Source organism: Halomonas sp. BDJS001 (assembly GCF_026104355.1).
GTDB lineage: Bacteria > Pseudomonadota > Gammaproteobacteria > Pseudomonadales > Halomonadaceae > Vreelandella.
Genome location: NZ_CP110535.1, coordinates 2,305,889 through 2,320,949, shown reverse-complemented (window position 1 = coordinate 2,320,949; position 15,061 = coordinate 2,305,889). Strand labels below are relative to the sequence as shown.

Annotated in this window: 15 protein-coding genes and 1 pseudogene; 6 read left to right on the top strand and 10 right to left on the bottom strand. The window is 54.6% G+C overall.

The features are described 5' to 3' along the window. Positions 1–116 precede the first annotated feature (116 nt). Positions 117–1,526, bottom strand: coding sequence for an alanine/glycine:cation symporter family protein (locus tag OM794_RS10615; protein ID WP_226249912.1), 1,410 nt, complete (start codon positions 1,524–1,526; stop codon positions 117–119). Between the two features lie 388 nt (positions 1,527–1,914). Between OM794_RS10615 and gcvH the strand changes: the two genes are divergently transcribed. Together gcvH and gcvP are read left to right on the top strand one after the other, a co-directional pair. Next, on the top strand, positions 1,915–2,304 hold the full coding sequence (gcvH, locus tag OM794_RS10610; protein WP_211594282.1) for a glycine cleavage system protein GcvH: 390 nt from the start codon (positions 1,915–1,917) through the stop codon (positions 2,302–2,304). 99 nt (positions 2,305–2,403) lie between these two features. Continuing rightward, positions 2,404–5,298 carry an aminomethyl-transferring glycine dehydrogenase gene (gene gcvP / locus OM794_RS10605; RefSeq protein WP_226249911.1) on the top strand — a complete coding sequence of 965 codons (2,895 nt, stop codon included), beginning with the start codon at positions 2,404–2,406 and terminating at the stop codon, positions 5,296–5,298. Positions 5,299–5,375: 77 nt separating this feature from the next. On the opposite strand, the gene OM794_RS10600 is transcribed toward gcvP, so the two are convergent. Continuing rightward, positions 5,376–6,281: a LysR family transcriptional regulator gene (locus tag OM794_RS10600; protein WP_211594280.1), complete on the bottom strand. Its 906-nt coding sequence runs from the start codon at positions 6,279–6,281 to the stop codon at positions 5,376–5,378. A 231-nt stretch (positions 6,282–6,512) separates the two neighbouring features. On the opposite strand from OM794_RS10600, the gene ppnN reads away from it, so the two are divergent. From ppnN to OM794_RS10580, 4 genes are all read left to right on the top strand, one after another. Further along, on the top strand, positions 6,513–7,895 hold the full coding sequence (gene ppnN, locus OM794_RS10595; RefSeq protein WP_211594279.1) for a nucleotide 5'-monophosphate nucleosidase PpnN: 1,383 nt from the start codon (positions 6,513–6,515) through the stop codon (positions 7,893–7,895). 132 nt (positions 7,896–8,027) lie between these two features. After that, positions 8,028–8,408 carry a sulfite exporter TauE/SafE family protein gene (locus OM794_RS10590; protein ID WP_265154584.1) on the top strand — a complete coding sequence of 127 codons (381 nt, stop codon included), beginning with the start codon at positions 8,028–8,030 and terminating at the stop codon, positions 8,406–8,408. Positions 8,409–8,452: 44 nt separating this feature from the next. Further along, positions 8,453–8,761 carry a hypothetical protein gene (locus tag OM794_RS10585; protein WP_265154582.1) on the top strand — a complete coding sequence of 103 codons (309 nt, stop codon included), beginning with the start codon at positions 8,453–8,455 and terminating at the stop codon, positions 8,759–8,761. Between the two features lie 135 nt (positions 8,762–8,896). Continuing rightward, complete coding sequence (locus OM794_RS10580) at positions 8,897–9,097, top strand: hypothetical protein (RefSeq protein ID WP_088701505.1); 201 nt, start codon at positions 8,897–8,899, stop codon at positions 9,095–9,097. Between the two features lie 101 nt (positions 9,098–9,198). On the opposite strand, the gene OM794_RS10575 is transcribed toward OM794_RS10580, so the two are convergent. The 8 genes and pseudogenes from OM794_RS10575 to narI form a co-directional block, all read right to left on the bottom strand. Beyond that, a complete protein-coding gene (locus OM794_RS10575; protein ID WP_413229671.1) occupies positions 9,199–9,990 on the bottom strand; it encodes a DUF6694 family lipoprotein in 792 nt (263 codons plus the stop codon). 189 nt (positions 9,991–10,179) lie between these two features. Then, complete coding sequence (moaA, locus tag OM794_RS10570) at positions 10,180–11,169, bottom strand: GTP 3',8-cyclase MoaA (RefSeq protein ID WP_226249908.1); 990 nt, start codon at positions 11,167–11,169, stop codon at positions 10,180–10,182. Further along, positions 11,166–11,570 (bottom strand): putative zinc-binding protein, encoded by a 405-nt coding sequence (locus tag OM794_RS10565; RefSeq protein WP_226249907.1) that lies wholly within the window; start codon positions 11,568–11,570, stop codon positions 11,166–11,168. Before OM794_RS10565 ends, moaA begins: the two co-directional genes overlap by 4 nt. 53 nt (positions 11,571–11,623) lie before the next feature. After that, entirely contained in the window at positions 11,624–11,797 is a 174-nt protein-coding gene (locus OM794_RS10560) for a hypothetical protein (RefSeq protein ID WP_265154634.1), read from the bottom strand. 159 nt (positions 11,798–11,956) lie between these two features. Continuing rightward, a pseudogene (locus OM794_RS10555) lies at positions 11,957–12,885 on the bottom strand (molybdopterin molybdotransferase MoeA); the annotation flags it as partial. Continuing rightward, positions 12,882–13,460 carry a molybdenum cofactor biosynthesis protein B gene (gene moaB, locus OM794_RS10550; protein WP_226249905.1) on the bottom strand — a complete coding sequence of 193 codons (579 nt, stop codon included), beginning with the start codon at positions 13,458–13,460 and terminating at the stop codon, positions 12,882–12,884. The gene moaB and the pseudogene OM794_RS10555, both read right to left, overlap by 4 nt. A gap of 35 nt (positions 13,461–13,495) precedes the next feature. Continuing rightward, positions 13,496–14,317 (bottom strand): peptidylprolyl isomerase, encoded by an 822-nt coding sequence (locus OM794_RS10545; RefSeq protein WP_226249904.1) that lies wholly within the window; start codon positions 14,315–14,317, stop codon positions 13,496–13,498. Positions 14,318–14,356: 39 nt separating this feature from the next. After that, positions 14,357–15,049 (bottom strand): respiratory nitrate reductase subunit gamma, encoded by a 693-nt coding sequence (narI, locus tag OM794_RS10540; RefSeq protein ID WP_039858452.1) that lies wholly within the window; start codon positions 15,047–15,049, stop codon positions 14,357–14,359. Positions 15,050–15,061 lie beyond the last annotated feature (12 nt).

Genomic DNA, 15,061 nt, shown 5'->3' with positions numbered 1-15,061 from the left:
TTCCTCATTTAAAAGTGTTCGCTCAAAAAAGAGAACGGGAAGCCACCGATCAAGTGTCTTCCCGACTCTCCTGTTATTCACCTTCACCTACAGCGCCAATGAACGCGCTGTGGGCATTATTGATCGTGACCCAGTTCTTCACCCGGCAATACGTCTTTGCCGTCAAAATAGTCCTTGGTTAGCTTAAAGACTACCGGCGAAAGTAGTGCCAAGGCAATTAGGTTCGGGATTGCCATCATAGCGTTGAAGGTATCCGCCATGAGCCAGATAAAGCCCAGTTGAGCGATAGCGCCCAGCGGAATAGCCAGTACGAACAGTACGCGGTAGAGCATAATTGAGCGGGTACCAAAAAGGAACTGGCAGCACTTCTCACCGTAAAATGACCAGCCCAGAATGGTGGTAAAGGCGAAAACCGCCAAGGCAACAGCAACGATCTGATTACCAAAGCCAGGCAGTGCCGCATCAAACGAGAGCGCGGTCAGCGACGCCCCCGCTTCACCTTCTTGCCAAACCGTTGAGGTCAAAATCACCAGCGCGGTAATCGTGCACACAATGATGGTATCGATAAAGGTACCCAGCATCGCGATTAAGCCCTGGCGTACCGGGTTCTTGGTTTTGGCCGCTGCGTGAGCAATAGGCGCACTACCCAAGCCCGCTTCGTTGGAGAAGATACCGCGTGCCACACCAAAACGAATCGCCGCCATGACAGCAGCACCCGCGAAACCGCCTGCAGCCGCCATGGGGTTAAAGGCGTAGTAGAAGATCAACCCAAAGGCTTCACCGATCTGCCCGGCATTGACGATCAATACCAACAAGCCAGCCACTACATAGGCAATGCCCATAACTGGCACCAACTTGCCCGCTACTTTAGCGATACGCTTGATACCGCCCAGTATCACCGCGCCCGCCAGTACCATAATAACCACACCTGTGAGCCAGTGCGGCACACCGAAGGTGGCGTCCATGGCGTCAGCAACGGAGTTGGACTGAACGGTATTGCCGATCCCAAAGGCTGCGACAGCGCCAAAAAACGAGAACAGGCCGCCTAACCATAGCCACTTTTTACCCAGGCCATTCTTGATGTAAAACATCGGCCCGCCCACGTGATAACCGGTACTATCAGTTTCACGATAACGCACGGCCAGCACCGCTTCGGAAAACTTAGTGGCCATGCCCACCAGTGCGGTAATCCACATCCAAAACACCGCGCCGGGCCCACCTAACGCGATGGCCGTGGCGACACCGGCAATATTACCGGTGCCGATGGTCGCAGAGAGTGCGGTCATCAAGGCATCAAAAGGCGATATTTCCCCTTCATCACCCTCTTTGGAAGGGGCTGCTTTACCCACCCCAGGCTTCGCATCACGCCCGGCCCACATTAGCTTGAAACCCATGCCGAGCTTTCTAATCGGCATCAGTTTCAAGCCAAGCTGCAGGTAAATCCCCACACCGAGTAGCAGAATCAACATGACGGGCCCCCAGACCACGCCGTTGATTGCCCCTAAGAGGCTAGTTAATGCTTCCATGTTCATTTCCTCGCTTTGTTGGTATGCAATGGTGGTGTGTATTGTTGATTGGCTACCATATAGTGGTTATTTGCGACGTCGCTATGGCTGGTTAGCATAGGATGTAAACGTTTTACACCATAAACTTAGCAAGCATCTAGGGTGATGTCGCTTGCGCATAGAGGATACCGCTTTTTTCATAATCCGACTTCTGCCCCCAGGCGAAAAAGTAACTGGACAGATAACGCTACCCAGCACGCTATGGAGCAAAGAAGAAATTTGTTTCCGATTGGAAACACGTTAACATGCTGGTTTATTCGCTCGACCCGCCCTAGCCACTATTCGCCAAGGCGAGCGACAAACGCTAGTATGCTCGGGCCCAGTAAACTGTTTCATATAGGAAAACATCATGAGCAATCTTCCTGCCAATCTCCGTTACGCTGAAAGCCACGAGTGGGTGCTTGATAATCAAGACGGCACCGTGACCGTTGGCATTACTGATCACGCCCAGCAGGCGTTAGGTGATGTCGTGTTCGTTGAACTGCCTGAAGTAGGTACCGCGCTGAGCAAAGGCCAAGAGTTTGGCGTTATCGAATCGGTCAAAGCCGCTTCTGATCTCTACTCGCCAGTGGTTGGCGAAGTCATTGAGGTGAATGAAACCCTTGAAGACGCCCCCGAAACGGTCAATGAAGCGCCTTACGAAGGTGGCTGGATTATGAAAGTGCGCTTAGACGGCGACGCCCTTGACGGCCTGCTGGATGCCGACGCCTATCAAGCAACGCTAAGCGCCGACGACTAAGTCATTTAGTCGCATTAAATAGCAGGGCCTGTCGTTAATTTTGGCGGCTCTGCGCTTATCGCCCTGCACGGTTCTCTCTTAACGTCCGGAATCTTCTTCATGTCTCTTGAAACACGCCGTCTGGCCGAGCTGGCCGATCACGATGCTTTTATCAAACGTCATAATGGTCCAAGTCAAGATGACGTGGCCACCATGTTAAAAGCGCTCAACATGCAGCACATGGAAGATCTGATTGAACAGACCGTGCCGAGCGATATCCGTCTTGGCCGTGAGCTAGCGCTTGATGAACCGCGCAGCGAGTCAGAGGCGCTAGAGTACCTAGCCCAGCTAGCGCGGCAAAACCGCGTGACTAAAAGCTATATTGGCCAAGGCTACTACGGCACCCATATGCCCGCAGTGATTCAGCGCAACGTATTGGAAAACCCGGGCTGGTACACCGCCTATACCCCCTACCAGCCAGAGATCTCTCAAGGCCGTCTGGAAGGCCTGCTGAACTTCCAACAAGTAGTGATGGATCTAACCGGTATGGAGCTGGCCAATGCGTCGCTGCTCGACGAAGCCACCGCCGCCGCCGAAGCCATGGCGCTGTGTAAGCGTGGCAACAAGAGAAGCAAATCCAACGCTTTTTTCGTCGCCGATGACGTTTTCCCGCAAACGCTGGACGTGGTCAAAACCCGCGCCGAGTTCTTTGGCTTTGACTTGATCACCGGGCCTGCTGAAGAACTAGCCAACCACGATGTCTTTGGGGCCTTAGTCCAGTACCCCTCCGCCAGTGGTGAAGTGCGCGACCTGGCGCCGCTATTAAGCGCAGCGGCCGAGCGCAACATCATGACCTGCGTGGCCAGCGACCTGTTGAGCCTGGTGCTGCTTAAAGAGCCCGGCCAGTTGGGTGCGGACATTGTGATTGGTAACTCCCAACGCTTTGGCGTTCCCATGGGCTTTGGCGGCCCCCATGCGGCGTTCTTCGCGACTTCCGATAAACTCAAGCGCTCGATCCCTGGGCGGATTATCGGTGTGTCAAAAGATAGCCGCGGCAACACAGCCCTGCGAATGGCAATGCAGACCCGCGAGCAGCATATCCGCCGCGAGAAAGCGACCTCAAACATCTGTACTGCCCAAGCGTTACTGGCCAACATTGCAGGTTTTTACGCCACTTATCACGGCGCTGAAGGGCTGCGCAAAATTGCCGGTCGGGTTCACCGCCTGACAACCCTGCTCGCCGAAGGCCTTAAGCAGGCAGGCATAACGCTCGCGCATGAAAGTTGGTTCGATACGCTGCGTTTGACCGGCATTGACGCTGGCAAGATCCATGGTCGTGCCATGACCCACGACATTAATCTGCACTACTTCGGCAATGGCGATGTAGGCATAAGTCTGGATGAAACCACCACCGCCCGCGACGTAGCAACGCTGTTTGACGTACTGCTGGGTGACGAGCACGGTCTTGCCGTTGCAGTACTCGACGAGCAGGTGGTGGCTAACGGTGCTTCCGGCATTCCCGCGGTCTGCCAGCGCGAAAGCGACTTTTTGAGCCATCCCACCTTTAACCGTTACCGCAGCGAAACCGAAATGCTGCGCTACTTGAAGCGCCTTGAGAATAAGGATCTGTCGCTGGCTCATGCGATGATTCCGCTTGGATCCTGCACCATGAAGCTTAACGCCACCAGCGAAATGATCCCCGTCTCCTGGCCCTCGTTTGCACATCTACACCCCTTCGCGCCCCGCGATCAGGTGGCTGGCTATCATCAAATGATCGACGAACTCTCAGCCTTCTTGGTCGAAGTCACCGGTTACGATCACCTCTCGATGCAACCCAATTCCGGCGCCCAGGGCGAATACGCAGGCCTGGTGGCGATTCGTCGCTATCAGGCAGCCCAGGGTGAGGGACATCGCGATGTCTGCCTGATCCCAAGCTCCGCCCACGGCACCAACCCGGCCTCGGCAGCTATGGTGCAGATGAAAGTAGTGGTGGTCGAGTGCGACCAAAACGGCAATATCGATATGGCAGACCTACGCGCTAAAGCCGAGCAGCATCGCGACCAGCTCTCCGCCATTATGCTGACCTACCCTTCCACACACGGCGTATTTGAAACCAGCGTGCGCGAAGCGTGCAAGATCGTTCACGACAACGGTGGCCAGGTGTATATCGATGGCGCCAATATGAACGCCCAGGTAGGGTTAACCCGCCCCGGTGATTTTGGTGGCGATGTCTCTCACCTTAACCTGCATAAAACGTTCTGTATTCCCCACGGCGGCGGCGGCCCGGGCATGGGCCCTATCGGCGTGAAAGCCCATCTGGCGCCCTACGTTTCCAACCACGTAGTAACGCCGATCAACGGCGTTAACGCGGATAGTGGTGCGGTATCGGCGGCGGCGTTTGGCAGTGCTTCAATTCTCCCTATCTCCTGGGCCTACATTAAGATGATGGGCGCACGCGGGCTGCGGGAAGCCACCGAGCTAGCTATCCTAAACGCCAACTATATTGCCAAGCGTCTGGAAGCGGCATTCCCCATTCTCTACCGCGGGCAGAATGGCACCGTTGCTCACGAATGCATTATCGATATTCGTCCGCTCAAAGCAGCCTCGGGGATTAGCGAAGAGGATATCGCCAAACGCCTGATGGATTACGGCTTCCACGCACCGACCATGTCGTTCCCAGTGCCGGGCACGCTTATGATCGAACCCACCGAGTCTGAGTCGCTGTATGAAATCGACCGCTTCTGCGATGCGATGATTGCCATTCGTGACGAGATTGCGAGAGTGGAGAGCGGCGAGTGGCCGCTGGATAATAATCCGCTGGTCAATGCACCGCATACCCAGGCGGATCTAATGGATAGCGACTGGCAGCGGCCTTACGATCGCCAGTTGGCCGCCTTCCCAACAGCAGCGGTGCAAGCCGCTAAATACTGGCCCGCCGTCAACCGCGTCGATAACGTTTTTGGTGACCGCCAGTTAATCTGCTCCTGCCCCAGCATCGATGAATATCGTGACTAACAACGTAGCTGGCAAGATGTGAATTTATCGCGCTTTAAGTAAGGAGTGCTTTAAGTAACCAGAACGCCCTGGGTGCCTTAACTAGACGGCATCAGGGGCGTTTTTTCTTGCAGGCGCTGAGCATGAAAGCCGTCTAACAGCTTCTCGTAACGCTTAGGCAGCACAGAGTCACGGCGGCGCAGCAAATAGAGGACTTCATTGACCGCATTAGGCAGGTTCAACGCTTTTACCTGGCGCTGCCAGGGCGAAGTTTCCAATACCAATCGCGACACCACGCTAAAGCCCAACCCTCTGGCCACCGCATCCAGCACCATACTGACTTCATTGGTAAAGCCTTGATGGCGAAAATGGGTCATCGAGCGGAACTCATCGGGGTAATTGGCGCGCAGCAGCGCATTGGCGTGGTTGATGCCATCGTAATAGTTGAGAAAGCCGATGCCCATTAAATCGGACAGCGTGCTGCCCGCAAAATCGGCAGGCACCACCAGGCAGAGCGGCTCTTCGTGCCAAATACTGCAATCCAGTTCAGGGTGGCGCATCGCTTCGGTGACTATCCCAATGTCATAACGCCCTTCGAGCAGGTCATTAACGATTTCGTGATTAAACGCAAAGCTATAATTGACCGTTAAATTGGGGTGCATCTGCTGCTGCCCCAATATATACGGATAGAACATCAGGCCAACGCTACCCGGCGAGGCAATACGGCAGTCACCGCTATCCAAAGAGTCATCGTCAAGGCCATGACGAAACTGCTCATGCTCAGCAAACAGCTTTAAGGCGTAGTCGTAAGCACGCCGCCCCGATTCGGTTAGTGTAAAGCTACGCCCTTTACGCTCTAGCAGCGCTTTATTTAAATAGTCCTCTAACTTGCGGACGTGCTGGCTTACGCCCGGCTGGGTCATCTCTAAACGTTGCGCCGTACGGGTAAAACTGCCCGTTTCAACAAGCGTAATAAAGGTACGAAAATAGTGGGCATTGAACATAGTGAAGCGCCATGGTCTTGGGTAACGGTCTTTAGCCGCTCTCTATGAGAACACGCTTTAGGCAATCGCTTAGCCAGTAACTAACGCCAGTAAACAAAAGCGCTATTGCCGCCGTTCTGTAAAATATGCTTCATAATAGCACAGCCGCGCGGGCCAGCTTCTGCGCTGTACCCGCCGCTTGGGCGTGGTAGTATGCCAAGAGACATCAAACGATTAGGGACAGTCCCGCTAATGACCGAAAACGCTCAACCTCGCGCCACCCTTTCCAGCATTATTTCCCCCGAAGGCAGCCTCGAAGTCCTCTCTCAGCATGAAGTCAACCGACTGCATAAAACGTCTCAAAGCGGTCTACACGATCTACTTCGGCGCTGTGCGTTGGCAGTACTCAATTGCGGCAACCCCACCGATGATAGCCTGGCGATTTTAGAAGCCTATAAAGATTTCGATATTGAAGTGCTGCAGCAAGACCGCGGGATTCGCTTAAAGCTCACTAACGCCCCCGCCGAAGCCTTTGTCGATGGCCGCATGATTCGCGGTATCCGTGAGCATCTATCCTCGATCATTCGCGATATTGTTTACGTCTACAACGAGATTCAGCACCACAATCGTTTTGACCTGAGTACGGGAGAAGGAACTACCAATGCGGTCTTCCATATTCTGCGCAAAGCGGGAACACTAAAACCCGGCCGTGACCCTAGCCTGGTGGTGTGCTGGGGTGGGCACTCTATCTCCCGGGAAGAGTATGAATATACCAAAGATGTAGGTTACCACTTAGGCCTGCGCGACTTGGATATTTGTACCGGCTGTGGGCCAGGCGCCATGAAAGGCCCCATGAAAGGCGCCAATGTGGCCCATGCCAAACAGCGGCGTAAAGAGGGCCGCTATTTGGGTATTTCAGAGCCCGGCATTATCGCCGCTGAAGCGCCTAACCCCATTGTCAATGAACTGGTGGTCATGCCAGATATTGAAAAACGCTTGGAAGCCTTTGTACGCTTAGGCCATGGCATTATCGTTTTCCCTGGCGGCGTAGGCACTGCAGAAGAGATTCTCTATCTGCTGGGCATTCTCCTGCACCCCAGTAACAAAGAGATTCCTTTCCCGTTAATCTTCACCGGCCCGGCTAATTCTGCGGCCTACTTTCAGAAAATTGATGAGTTCCTGGTCTATACCCTTGGTGAAGGTATCCGCCGCTACTACACCATCATTACCGGCGACCCGGTATCAGTTGCGCGCACCATGCGTCAGGGTATCGATGAGATCGCTGAATTCCGACGCACCCACCAGGATGCTTTCTACTACAACTGGCGTCTGACCATTGCGCGGGACTTCCAGGCCACTTTTGAACCGACGCACGAAGCAATGCGCTCGCTGGCCCTGCACCGTCAACAACCCACCCATGAGCTCGCCGCCAATCTGCGCCGCGCTTTCTCGGGGATCGTCGCGGGCAATGTCAAAGAGGCTGGCATTCGTGCCATTGAAGCTCACGGCCCCTTTGTACTGACCGCAGAGCCCGAGCTCATGCAGCGTCTTGACGAGCTGCTTACCTCGTTTGTCGCCCAAGGGCGCATGAAACTCGATGGCCAGCACTATGTACCCTGCTATGTGCTGAAATAACAGCTCTTGGGCTCTGTCTGACAACTGGCTGCGCCCGCCGACTTTTCAGACAAAACCTAATCCTGAAGGGAATCAATACGCACAGCTGCCGGTGGAACGGCGGCTGTACGCTAAAAGGGGCCGGGTCGCCTTATGCTGTTTATTGCGTTTATAGCACTACTCGTCGCAGGTATCGTCAAAGGCGCCATCGGTTCAGGCGTTCCGGTTATTGTCGTACCCATTCTCACCATGCTGTACGACGTTCAACTCGCTATCGCCCTACTAGTCGCACCTAACCTGTTTAGTAATGCCTTACAGGTTTGGCAATATCGACGCCACTTATTACCCTTGCGCTTCTTGGCAGCGTTCTCCATTGCTGGCGGGTTAGGCATTGTGCTGGGCACTTGGGGATTAGTCGTGTTATCTCCCGAAATATTGTCCCTGGGTGTCGCGGGAGTGATCGTGCTTTACCTCATCATCAAAGTGATGAAACGGCACATCGCCCTGCCCTTTAACATCGCCGCGCGCTGGTGATTCCCATTGGCCTACTGGCAGGCGTGCTTCAAGGCGCTGCAGGCATGTCGGCGCCAGCGTCGGTTACCTTTCTCAATGCGATGCAGTTAAAACGTAGCGTCTTTATTGGCTCCATCTCGGTTTTCTTCGTCGCCATTACGATTGTCCAAATACCGGCGCTTTTAAACGCGGGCATTTTAACCCTGGAACGTTTTCTGTTTAGCATCCTTGCTCTTGTGGTCATACTCGCCGCCATGCCTCTAGGCGCCCGCCTGGGCAATCGGCTGCCCCACCGCTGGTTCGATAATTTGGTTATGCTGCTGCTGGCAAGTATCGCCGGTAAAATTTTTATCGATACGCTGATGGCTGGCTAGCTCCACGGAGAGCTTTCTCCACGCTTTTTTTCTCACTTCAACTAAACAGTGTTGGGAACCAAGTCAGATAAAAGTGGCCAGAATAGCTACACTGAGTGGGCATTACCTCACTATTGACTTTGAAAGGAACTCAACATGTCGATGATCAACCAGCTAAAAGATGTAAAAACCAAAGATTTCGCCAAGCACTGCTATGAAAGCAGCAGCGTCGATAAACTGCGCGAGGCGTCGGAAGGCAGTGCCGATCAATCAGAAATGGAGCACTGGGGGTTAACCGAAGGGCAGTGGGAAGAGGCGATTGTTGCCGCCCTCGCCGACCATGAAGCCAAAGAGTAAGTATTCCTCCTCAACGCAAAGATTATTGGTAGAGACAGGTGGCGCCCTAGCGGATAACCGCTAGGGCGTTTTGGTTTTCCAGCGTTTACTGTACACAGGGCTCACTCCAAACGGGAGAAGGCAATGCCACCATACTCCTTTTGCAGTCGCTCAAGCCTGGCCAGTTCGTGTTCCGTTAGCTCGGGCGAGTCCCATAATGGCTGTTCATCCAGATCTTTCAGTCCTTCCAAAGTGACCGTCAACTCTGCATCACTGGGTATTTGAGCATTTCCCCAAGGGCCAAAGCGGTTAGGCGCAAGGCTCCACTCCAACGTCTCTCCAGGCTCAATGCCACCAGGAACAACGTAGTAAAACGTTTCATCCACCCAAGGTACTGAGTGGCCAAGGCTAGTCACCACGCCCCTCAACAGTAGCTCAGAAATGGCCTGATCCGTGCCATTGGTCACTTCAAGATCAATCACAGGTTCCGGAGCGCCGTAAGGGCTTGAGCCCATGTAATAGCGCGCACTGTCAATGGTAAACCGCGCTAACTGCTGCTGATCACTGATGGCTTTTGCACGCTTCTCTTCCAGCCGTTTTAAGGTGCGAATAGCCTGTTCGCGTTCGCGTGCCCGACGCTCGCGCAGAATTTGATCGGCACGCTGAATCACCTGATCCCCCGTTAACCCATGCATTTGCACATTGGCAGTTTCAGCAATCTCAGCGGCATTCATGCGGTGGGGGTTGAGAATATCGATACCACTAAACGACGTCGACGTGGCGATAATGATCAAGCCTTGATCAAACTCATCGCGCTTGTAGGTGGGCAAGGAGTTACGCACTTTCTCAACAGAGACAACCGACGCAGGCATGGAGCTAGTATCAATTTTGGGATCTGAGCAACCAGCTATCATGAGTACTGATAGTGATATTGCAGACAGCCTTAGCAGGCTCCACATACACTCACCTCAAAGCAGGCAGATAAAAATTGCAGAGGAGCTTAACGGAAAGCGCTATTAACCACTAGCCCCCGGTGGTTGGGAGGGCGTTTCAAGCACTTTAAAAACGCTTAAAGATTAGTTTAGAACACTGCACGAATCCTATTACCCACCAGTTGCATTCATAAACCTCACTATTTGAACTTCACCATCCGTCGTGAAGTGATGACGCTCAGGTTTTTTCTTCATTGCCGCCACAATGCTCGATTTAAGCCGCTGGGTGTCCCCCGGATAACGTCGCATGACGGCGCGTAAATCTACCGAGTGCTCATTGCCCAGACAAAGCAGTAGCCGCCCTTCAGCCGTTACTCGAACACGGTTACAGGCAGCACAGAAATTATGGCTATGGGGAGAGATGAAGCCAATCCGCGACTGGCTGTCTGCCATACGGTAATAGCGGGATGGCCCTAGGGTGGTCTCGGTGGTCGGTAAGAGTTGATAGTGGTTTTCTATGGTCTCGCGAACCGCATCGGTGGAAAGAAAGGTTTCACCACGGTTATGCTCGCTGATAGCGCCCAGCGGCATCTCCTCAATAAAGCTTATATCGACGTGTTCATCCCGGGCAAAGTTTACCAAGTCGAGAATTTCATCGTCATTGCGCCCCTTGAGTAATACGGCGTTGAGCTTAATCGACTGAAAGCCAGCGCGGCGCGCTGCACGGATACCCGCGATCACCTGATCAAGATCCCCCGTCCGGGTTAATGCTTTAAAGCGTTCGGGCTTTAGCGAGTCGAGGCTAATATTGAGCCGATGTAGCCCGCCTTGCCGCAAAGCCTCGGCATGCTTGACCAACCCTGAACCGTTGGTGGTCATCGCCAGCTCGCGCAGACCTTCCAATGCACCGAGTTTTTGCACTAGCGTGAGTACGCCCTGGCGTACCAGCGGCTCACCGCCAGTTAGACGAATTTTCTCCACGCCCAGCTCGACAAACGCCTGAGAAAGGTCAGCTATCTCCTCAAGGGTCAGCAGCTGGGCGCGTGGCAGAAAGGTCATCTCCTCAGCCATGCAATACACACAGCGGAAGTCACAACGATCAGTCACCGATATACGCAGGTAACGCACTGTACGGCCAAACCCATCAACTAGTGCATTCATTTTACGGGCTCCTCTTGGGTACTGGCATTAACGGGCAGCCGGGCAATGAGTCCTTTTACCTCTGCGGTAACCTTGGTAATTGTTTGCTCATCATAAAACTGACCCCGTCGCTTGCGCAGGCCGTTTTCATATAGCTTGACATGCTCTGTGGGCATCACGTCCGCTTTGGCGAGACAGTGGCTGGCGCAGTGCATCTGGCACCCGTCAATGGCTACGATAGGCCGCCCGGAGCGGGCAATGCGCACGAGGCCGGGCACACCACCGCCCACACCGGCAATGCAGGACATTTCTGCCTCTCCTGCATGGTCAAGACGCAGGGCAACGCTATTGGCAAGTTGTGCCACATCAGAGCAGCCAGAGCAGGCATAAATCAGTGTGCGGGGTTTGTGATGTGAAGACATACCCTCTCCTATAAAAAGCAAACAGCATCAGCAGCCACAGTGAGTATAAAAATTCAAGCGGCGAACTGATTAATGGGGTAGTAGTGGTAGGTGCTCCCTTCTGCTACGTCTGTTTCGGGATTAATCATTAAATAGCCATCGGCTTGGCTAGCCGCACTGAGCATATGCGAGCCCTGCCCACCCGCTAACTGCGCCACGGGAGCCCCTTTTGACCAATCAAGCGCCACTCTTAACAGTTCGCAGCGCCCCCGTGGGCCGCGCTGAGCAAAGCCGGCTTTTACCGGATAACGCTGAAGTGCTGCTACTGTTTTGCCTTGCAGGGCATGAATAAACGCTAGCGCCAGCAGTTGCCAGCCCACTAGCGAAGCCACGGGATTGCCCGGCAGGGCAATTAACGGTGTGGAAGAGGACGGATCAGCACCTAGATAACCAAACGCAAAAGGCTTCCCTGGCTTCATGGCAACCCCATGGAAATGCAACCCACCGCGCTCTTCTATTACCGGTCGAACGTGATCCTCCTCGCCTACCGAAACACCTCCAGTGCACATCACCACATCCGCAGCGGCTTGGGCATGTTCAAAGGCCTGATGCAGTGACTGCGGTGAATCCGCGATGACGCCCAGATCCAGCACATCGCACTGTGCTTGTGCTAGCAGTACGTTAAGCATGGCGCGATTGCTGTCGTATACCTGCCCCGGTGATCGGACAGTACCGGGAGCAATTAGCTCATCACCGGTTGAGAGGAGCGCCACCCGTAGACGCCGTTTGACGGTAACTGTGTTAATTCCATGACTTGCCAGCAGCGCAATCGACGCGGCATCAAGAGCCTCACCTGCAGCAAGTAACGGGGTTCCCACGCGGATCTCCTCGCCCTGGCGACGAATATTAGCGCCTACCACCAGGTTACCCTCGAGGTGTATATACCCGCGCTGATCAAGAGTTACCCGCTCTTGAGGCACCACAATATCTGCCCCCATGGGCACCGGCGCGCCGGTAAAATACGCGCGCAGCCTCCTTCCGGTAGCAGCATGACGCCTGCGCCAGCTGGTACGCGCTGGAGAATGGGTAAGCCCGCGCCGCTAGGAGCCGCTTGGTAATCCGCCAGACACAGCGCATAACCATCCATAGCGCTATTGTCCACCCCCGGCATATCGAGAGGTGCGACCAGCGTTTCTGCCAGCACGCGCCCCGCCGCTTGTTCTAGGGTGATGATTTCTACTGCATTAATGGGCGTGGCAGCGTCGATAAGCCGTTGGCGTGCATCAAACAGATCTAACAAGCCGGGCGTGACTATTTCTGCGCAGTGACAGTTCATAAGGGTTCCAGATCACTGGTAAAACTCGCTGCATGGCGTCCGCTGCAGGGAGTCACTGAAGGGAGTACCATGGCGGCAAAGTTACAGGGGCGAGTGCGGGCGTCCAATTGCAAAGAGATAATTCTGTCCCACGCCAACGCACACGCTTTGGGCGAGCCGGGCATCGCAAACATCATCGTTCGGTTGGCCACCCCTGCCACGGCGCGAGACTGGATCGTCGCTGTGCCAATGGTCTTCAGGGAGTAGTGGCGGAACAGCTCGCCATACCCCTCAATCGCTTTGTCGAACAGTGGTATCAACGCCTCGGGAGTCGTATCCCGAGCGGTAAAGCCAGTGCCGCCATTAACCAGAATCGCGTGGATATCTGTTCTCGCAATCCACTCCGAGACAACGGCGCGAACCTGGTAGGTATCATCGACAACGATACGCCTCTCCAACAGGACATGGCCGCTTTCATTCAGACGTTTAACCAGCAGGTCACCGCTGCCATCTTCATCGAATCCACGCGTATCGGAAACCGTTAGCACCGCGATGCCAAGCGGAGTAAAAAGTGCATCTACAGGAACATGGGACATCAAACCTCTCCTCTTAGCCTTACTGTTGCATCAAGCTATTGCATCAAACTGCCACCCGCATCGTCATCCAGAACAATCCCTTCGACGCCTATTTCGCTCTCTAACGCCAGCAAATAGTGACGTAGCGCGCGACGAGTTGCCTGCTCCCGTAGGCTATGGCGCACCCGGTCAATAACTTGATCGAAAGGTAACGCCCTACCTTCTCTGCGCTCGTCAATACTCACCACATGCCAGCCATAGCGAGACGCCAAGGGGCGCTCGTGCAGACCTTCGGGCAAGTGCTGCAAAGCGCGATCCAACTCTGGAACCGTCTGCCCTGATACCAACCAGCCCAAATCACCATCCAGCTCTTTTGAAGGGCACGCGGAGTGGTGCTGAGCAAATTCGGCAAACCGCTCGGGTATCTGCTTAAGCTGTTCGAGTAGCTTTTCGCCAAGCTGGTAAGCGTCGTCGCGACCCTGGGAGTCATCGGGTGCGGCCGCAAGCAGGATATGCCGAACGCGTAACTGCACCGGTTCGCTGAAGCGCTCGCGGTGGGTCTCAAAAAAGCGCTGGCAATCGGCTTCCCCCGGTTCGGGCACATCAAGCTCCTGTTCGAGCAGGGCAGCAATCGCCGCGTCTTCCTGTGCTTCGCTAACTTCCTGTGTCGATAGTAGGCCCAGGACGCTAGCACGCTGGCGCAGCAGCTCTCTGACCACCAACGCCCGGGCTGCCTGAAGCTGAGCCTCCCCCGCCGTTTCGGCGGGGTGGTACTGCATCTCCAACGCAATCGTTGCTTCATCGATAGGGGTGTCGCCGACGCGTACCGGAGGCGCAGCGACGCCCCCAGGTAACTGTTCGATATCAATCATCTGCATGTTATTTCTCCTCTAGGCCTGGCCGAGCACAAGCAGTTGTTAGCCGCGGCGGCGGACAAGCTGATAACGACGAGTCACATAGCCAAACGGCGCGCTCCACACATGCACCAGCCGCGAAAACGGGAACAGCAGGATGATGGTTAAGCCGATAAAGATATGCAGTTTGTAAATCCACGACACTTCCTGCATGTAGTCCGCCGCACCGCCGCTGAAGAAGACTATCGACTGCGCCCAGCTGGAGAGTGTCAGCATCATTTCGCCGTCCATATGGCCCAGCGAGAAGATGATGGTCACCATACCCAGGCACGCTTGTAAGACGATCAAGCCCAGGATCAAGGTATCCATCATGCTCGACGATGCCTTTACGCGAGGGTTGGCCAGGCGCCGATAGAGCAACATGGCGCCGCCCACCACGCACATGGCACCGGCAATACCGCCCACCACGATAGCCACTAGCTGCTTAGTGCCAGCGTGCAGGAACGGTTCATAGACCCAGTGCGGAGTGAGCATGCCTACCAGATGGCCGAAGAAAATCACGATAATACCGATATGAAACAGGTTGCTGCCCAGGCGCATATTCTTTGAAGAGAGCATCTGGCTAGAACCGGTCTTCCAGGTGTACTGACCATGATCGAAACGGAGCAGGCTACCCAGCAGGAACACCGTGCCAGCGAGATAGGGGTAGTAGCCGTAAATCAGATGGGTTAAGTAATGCGCAATCGCGTCATACATGGTGATTCTCCT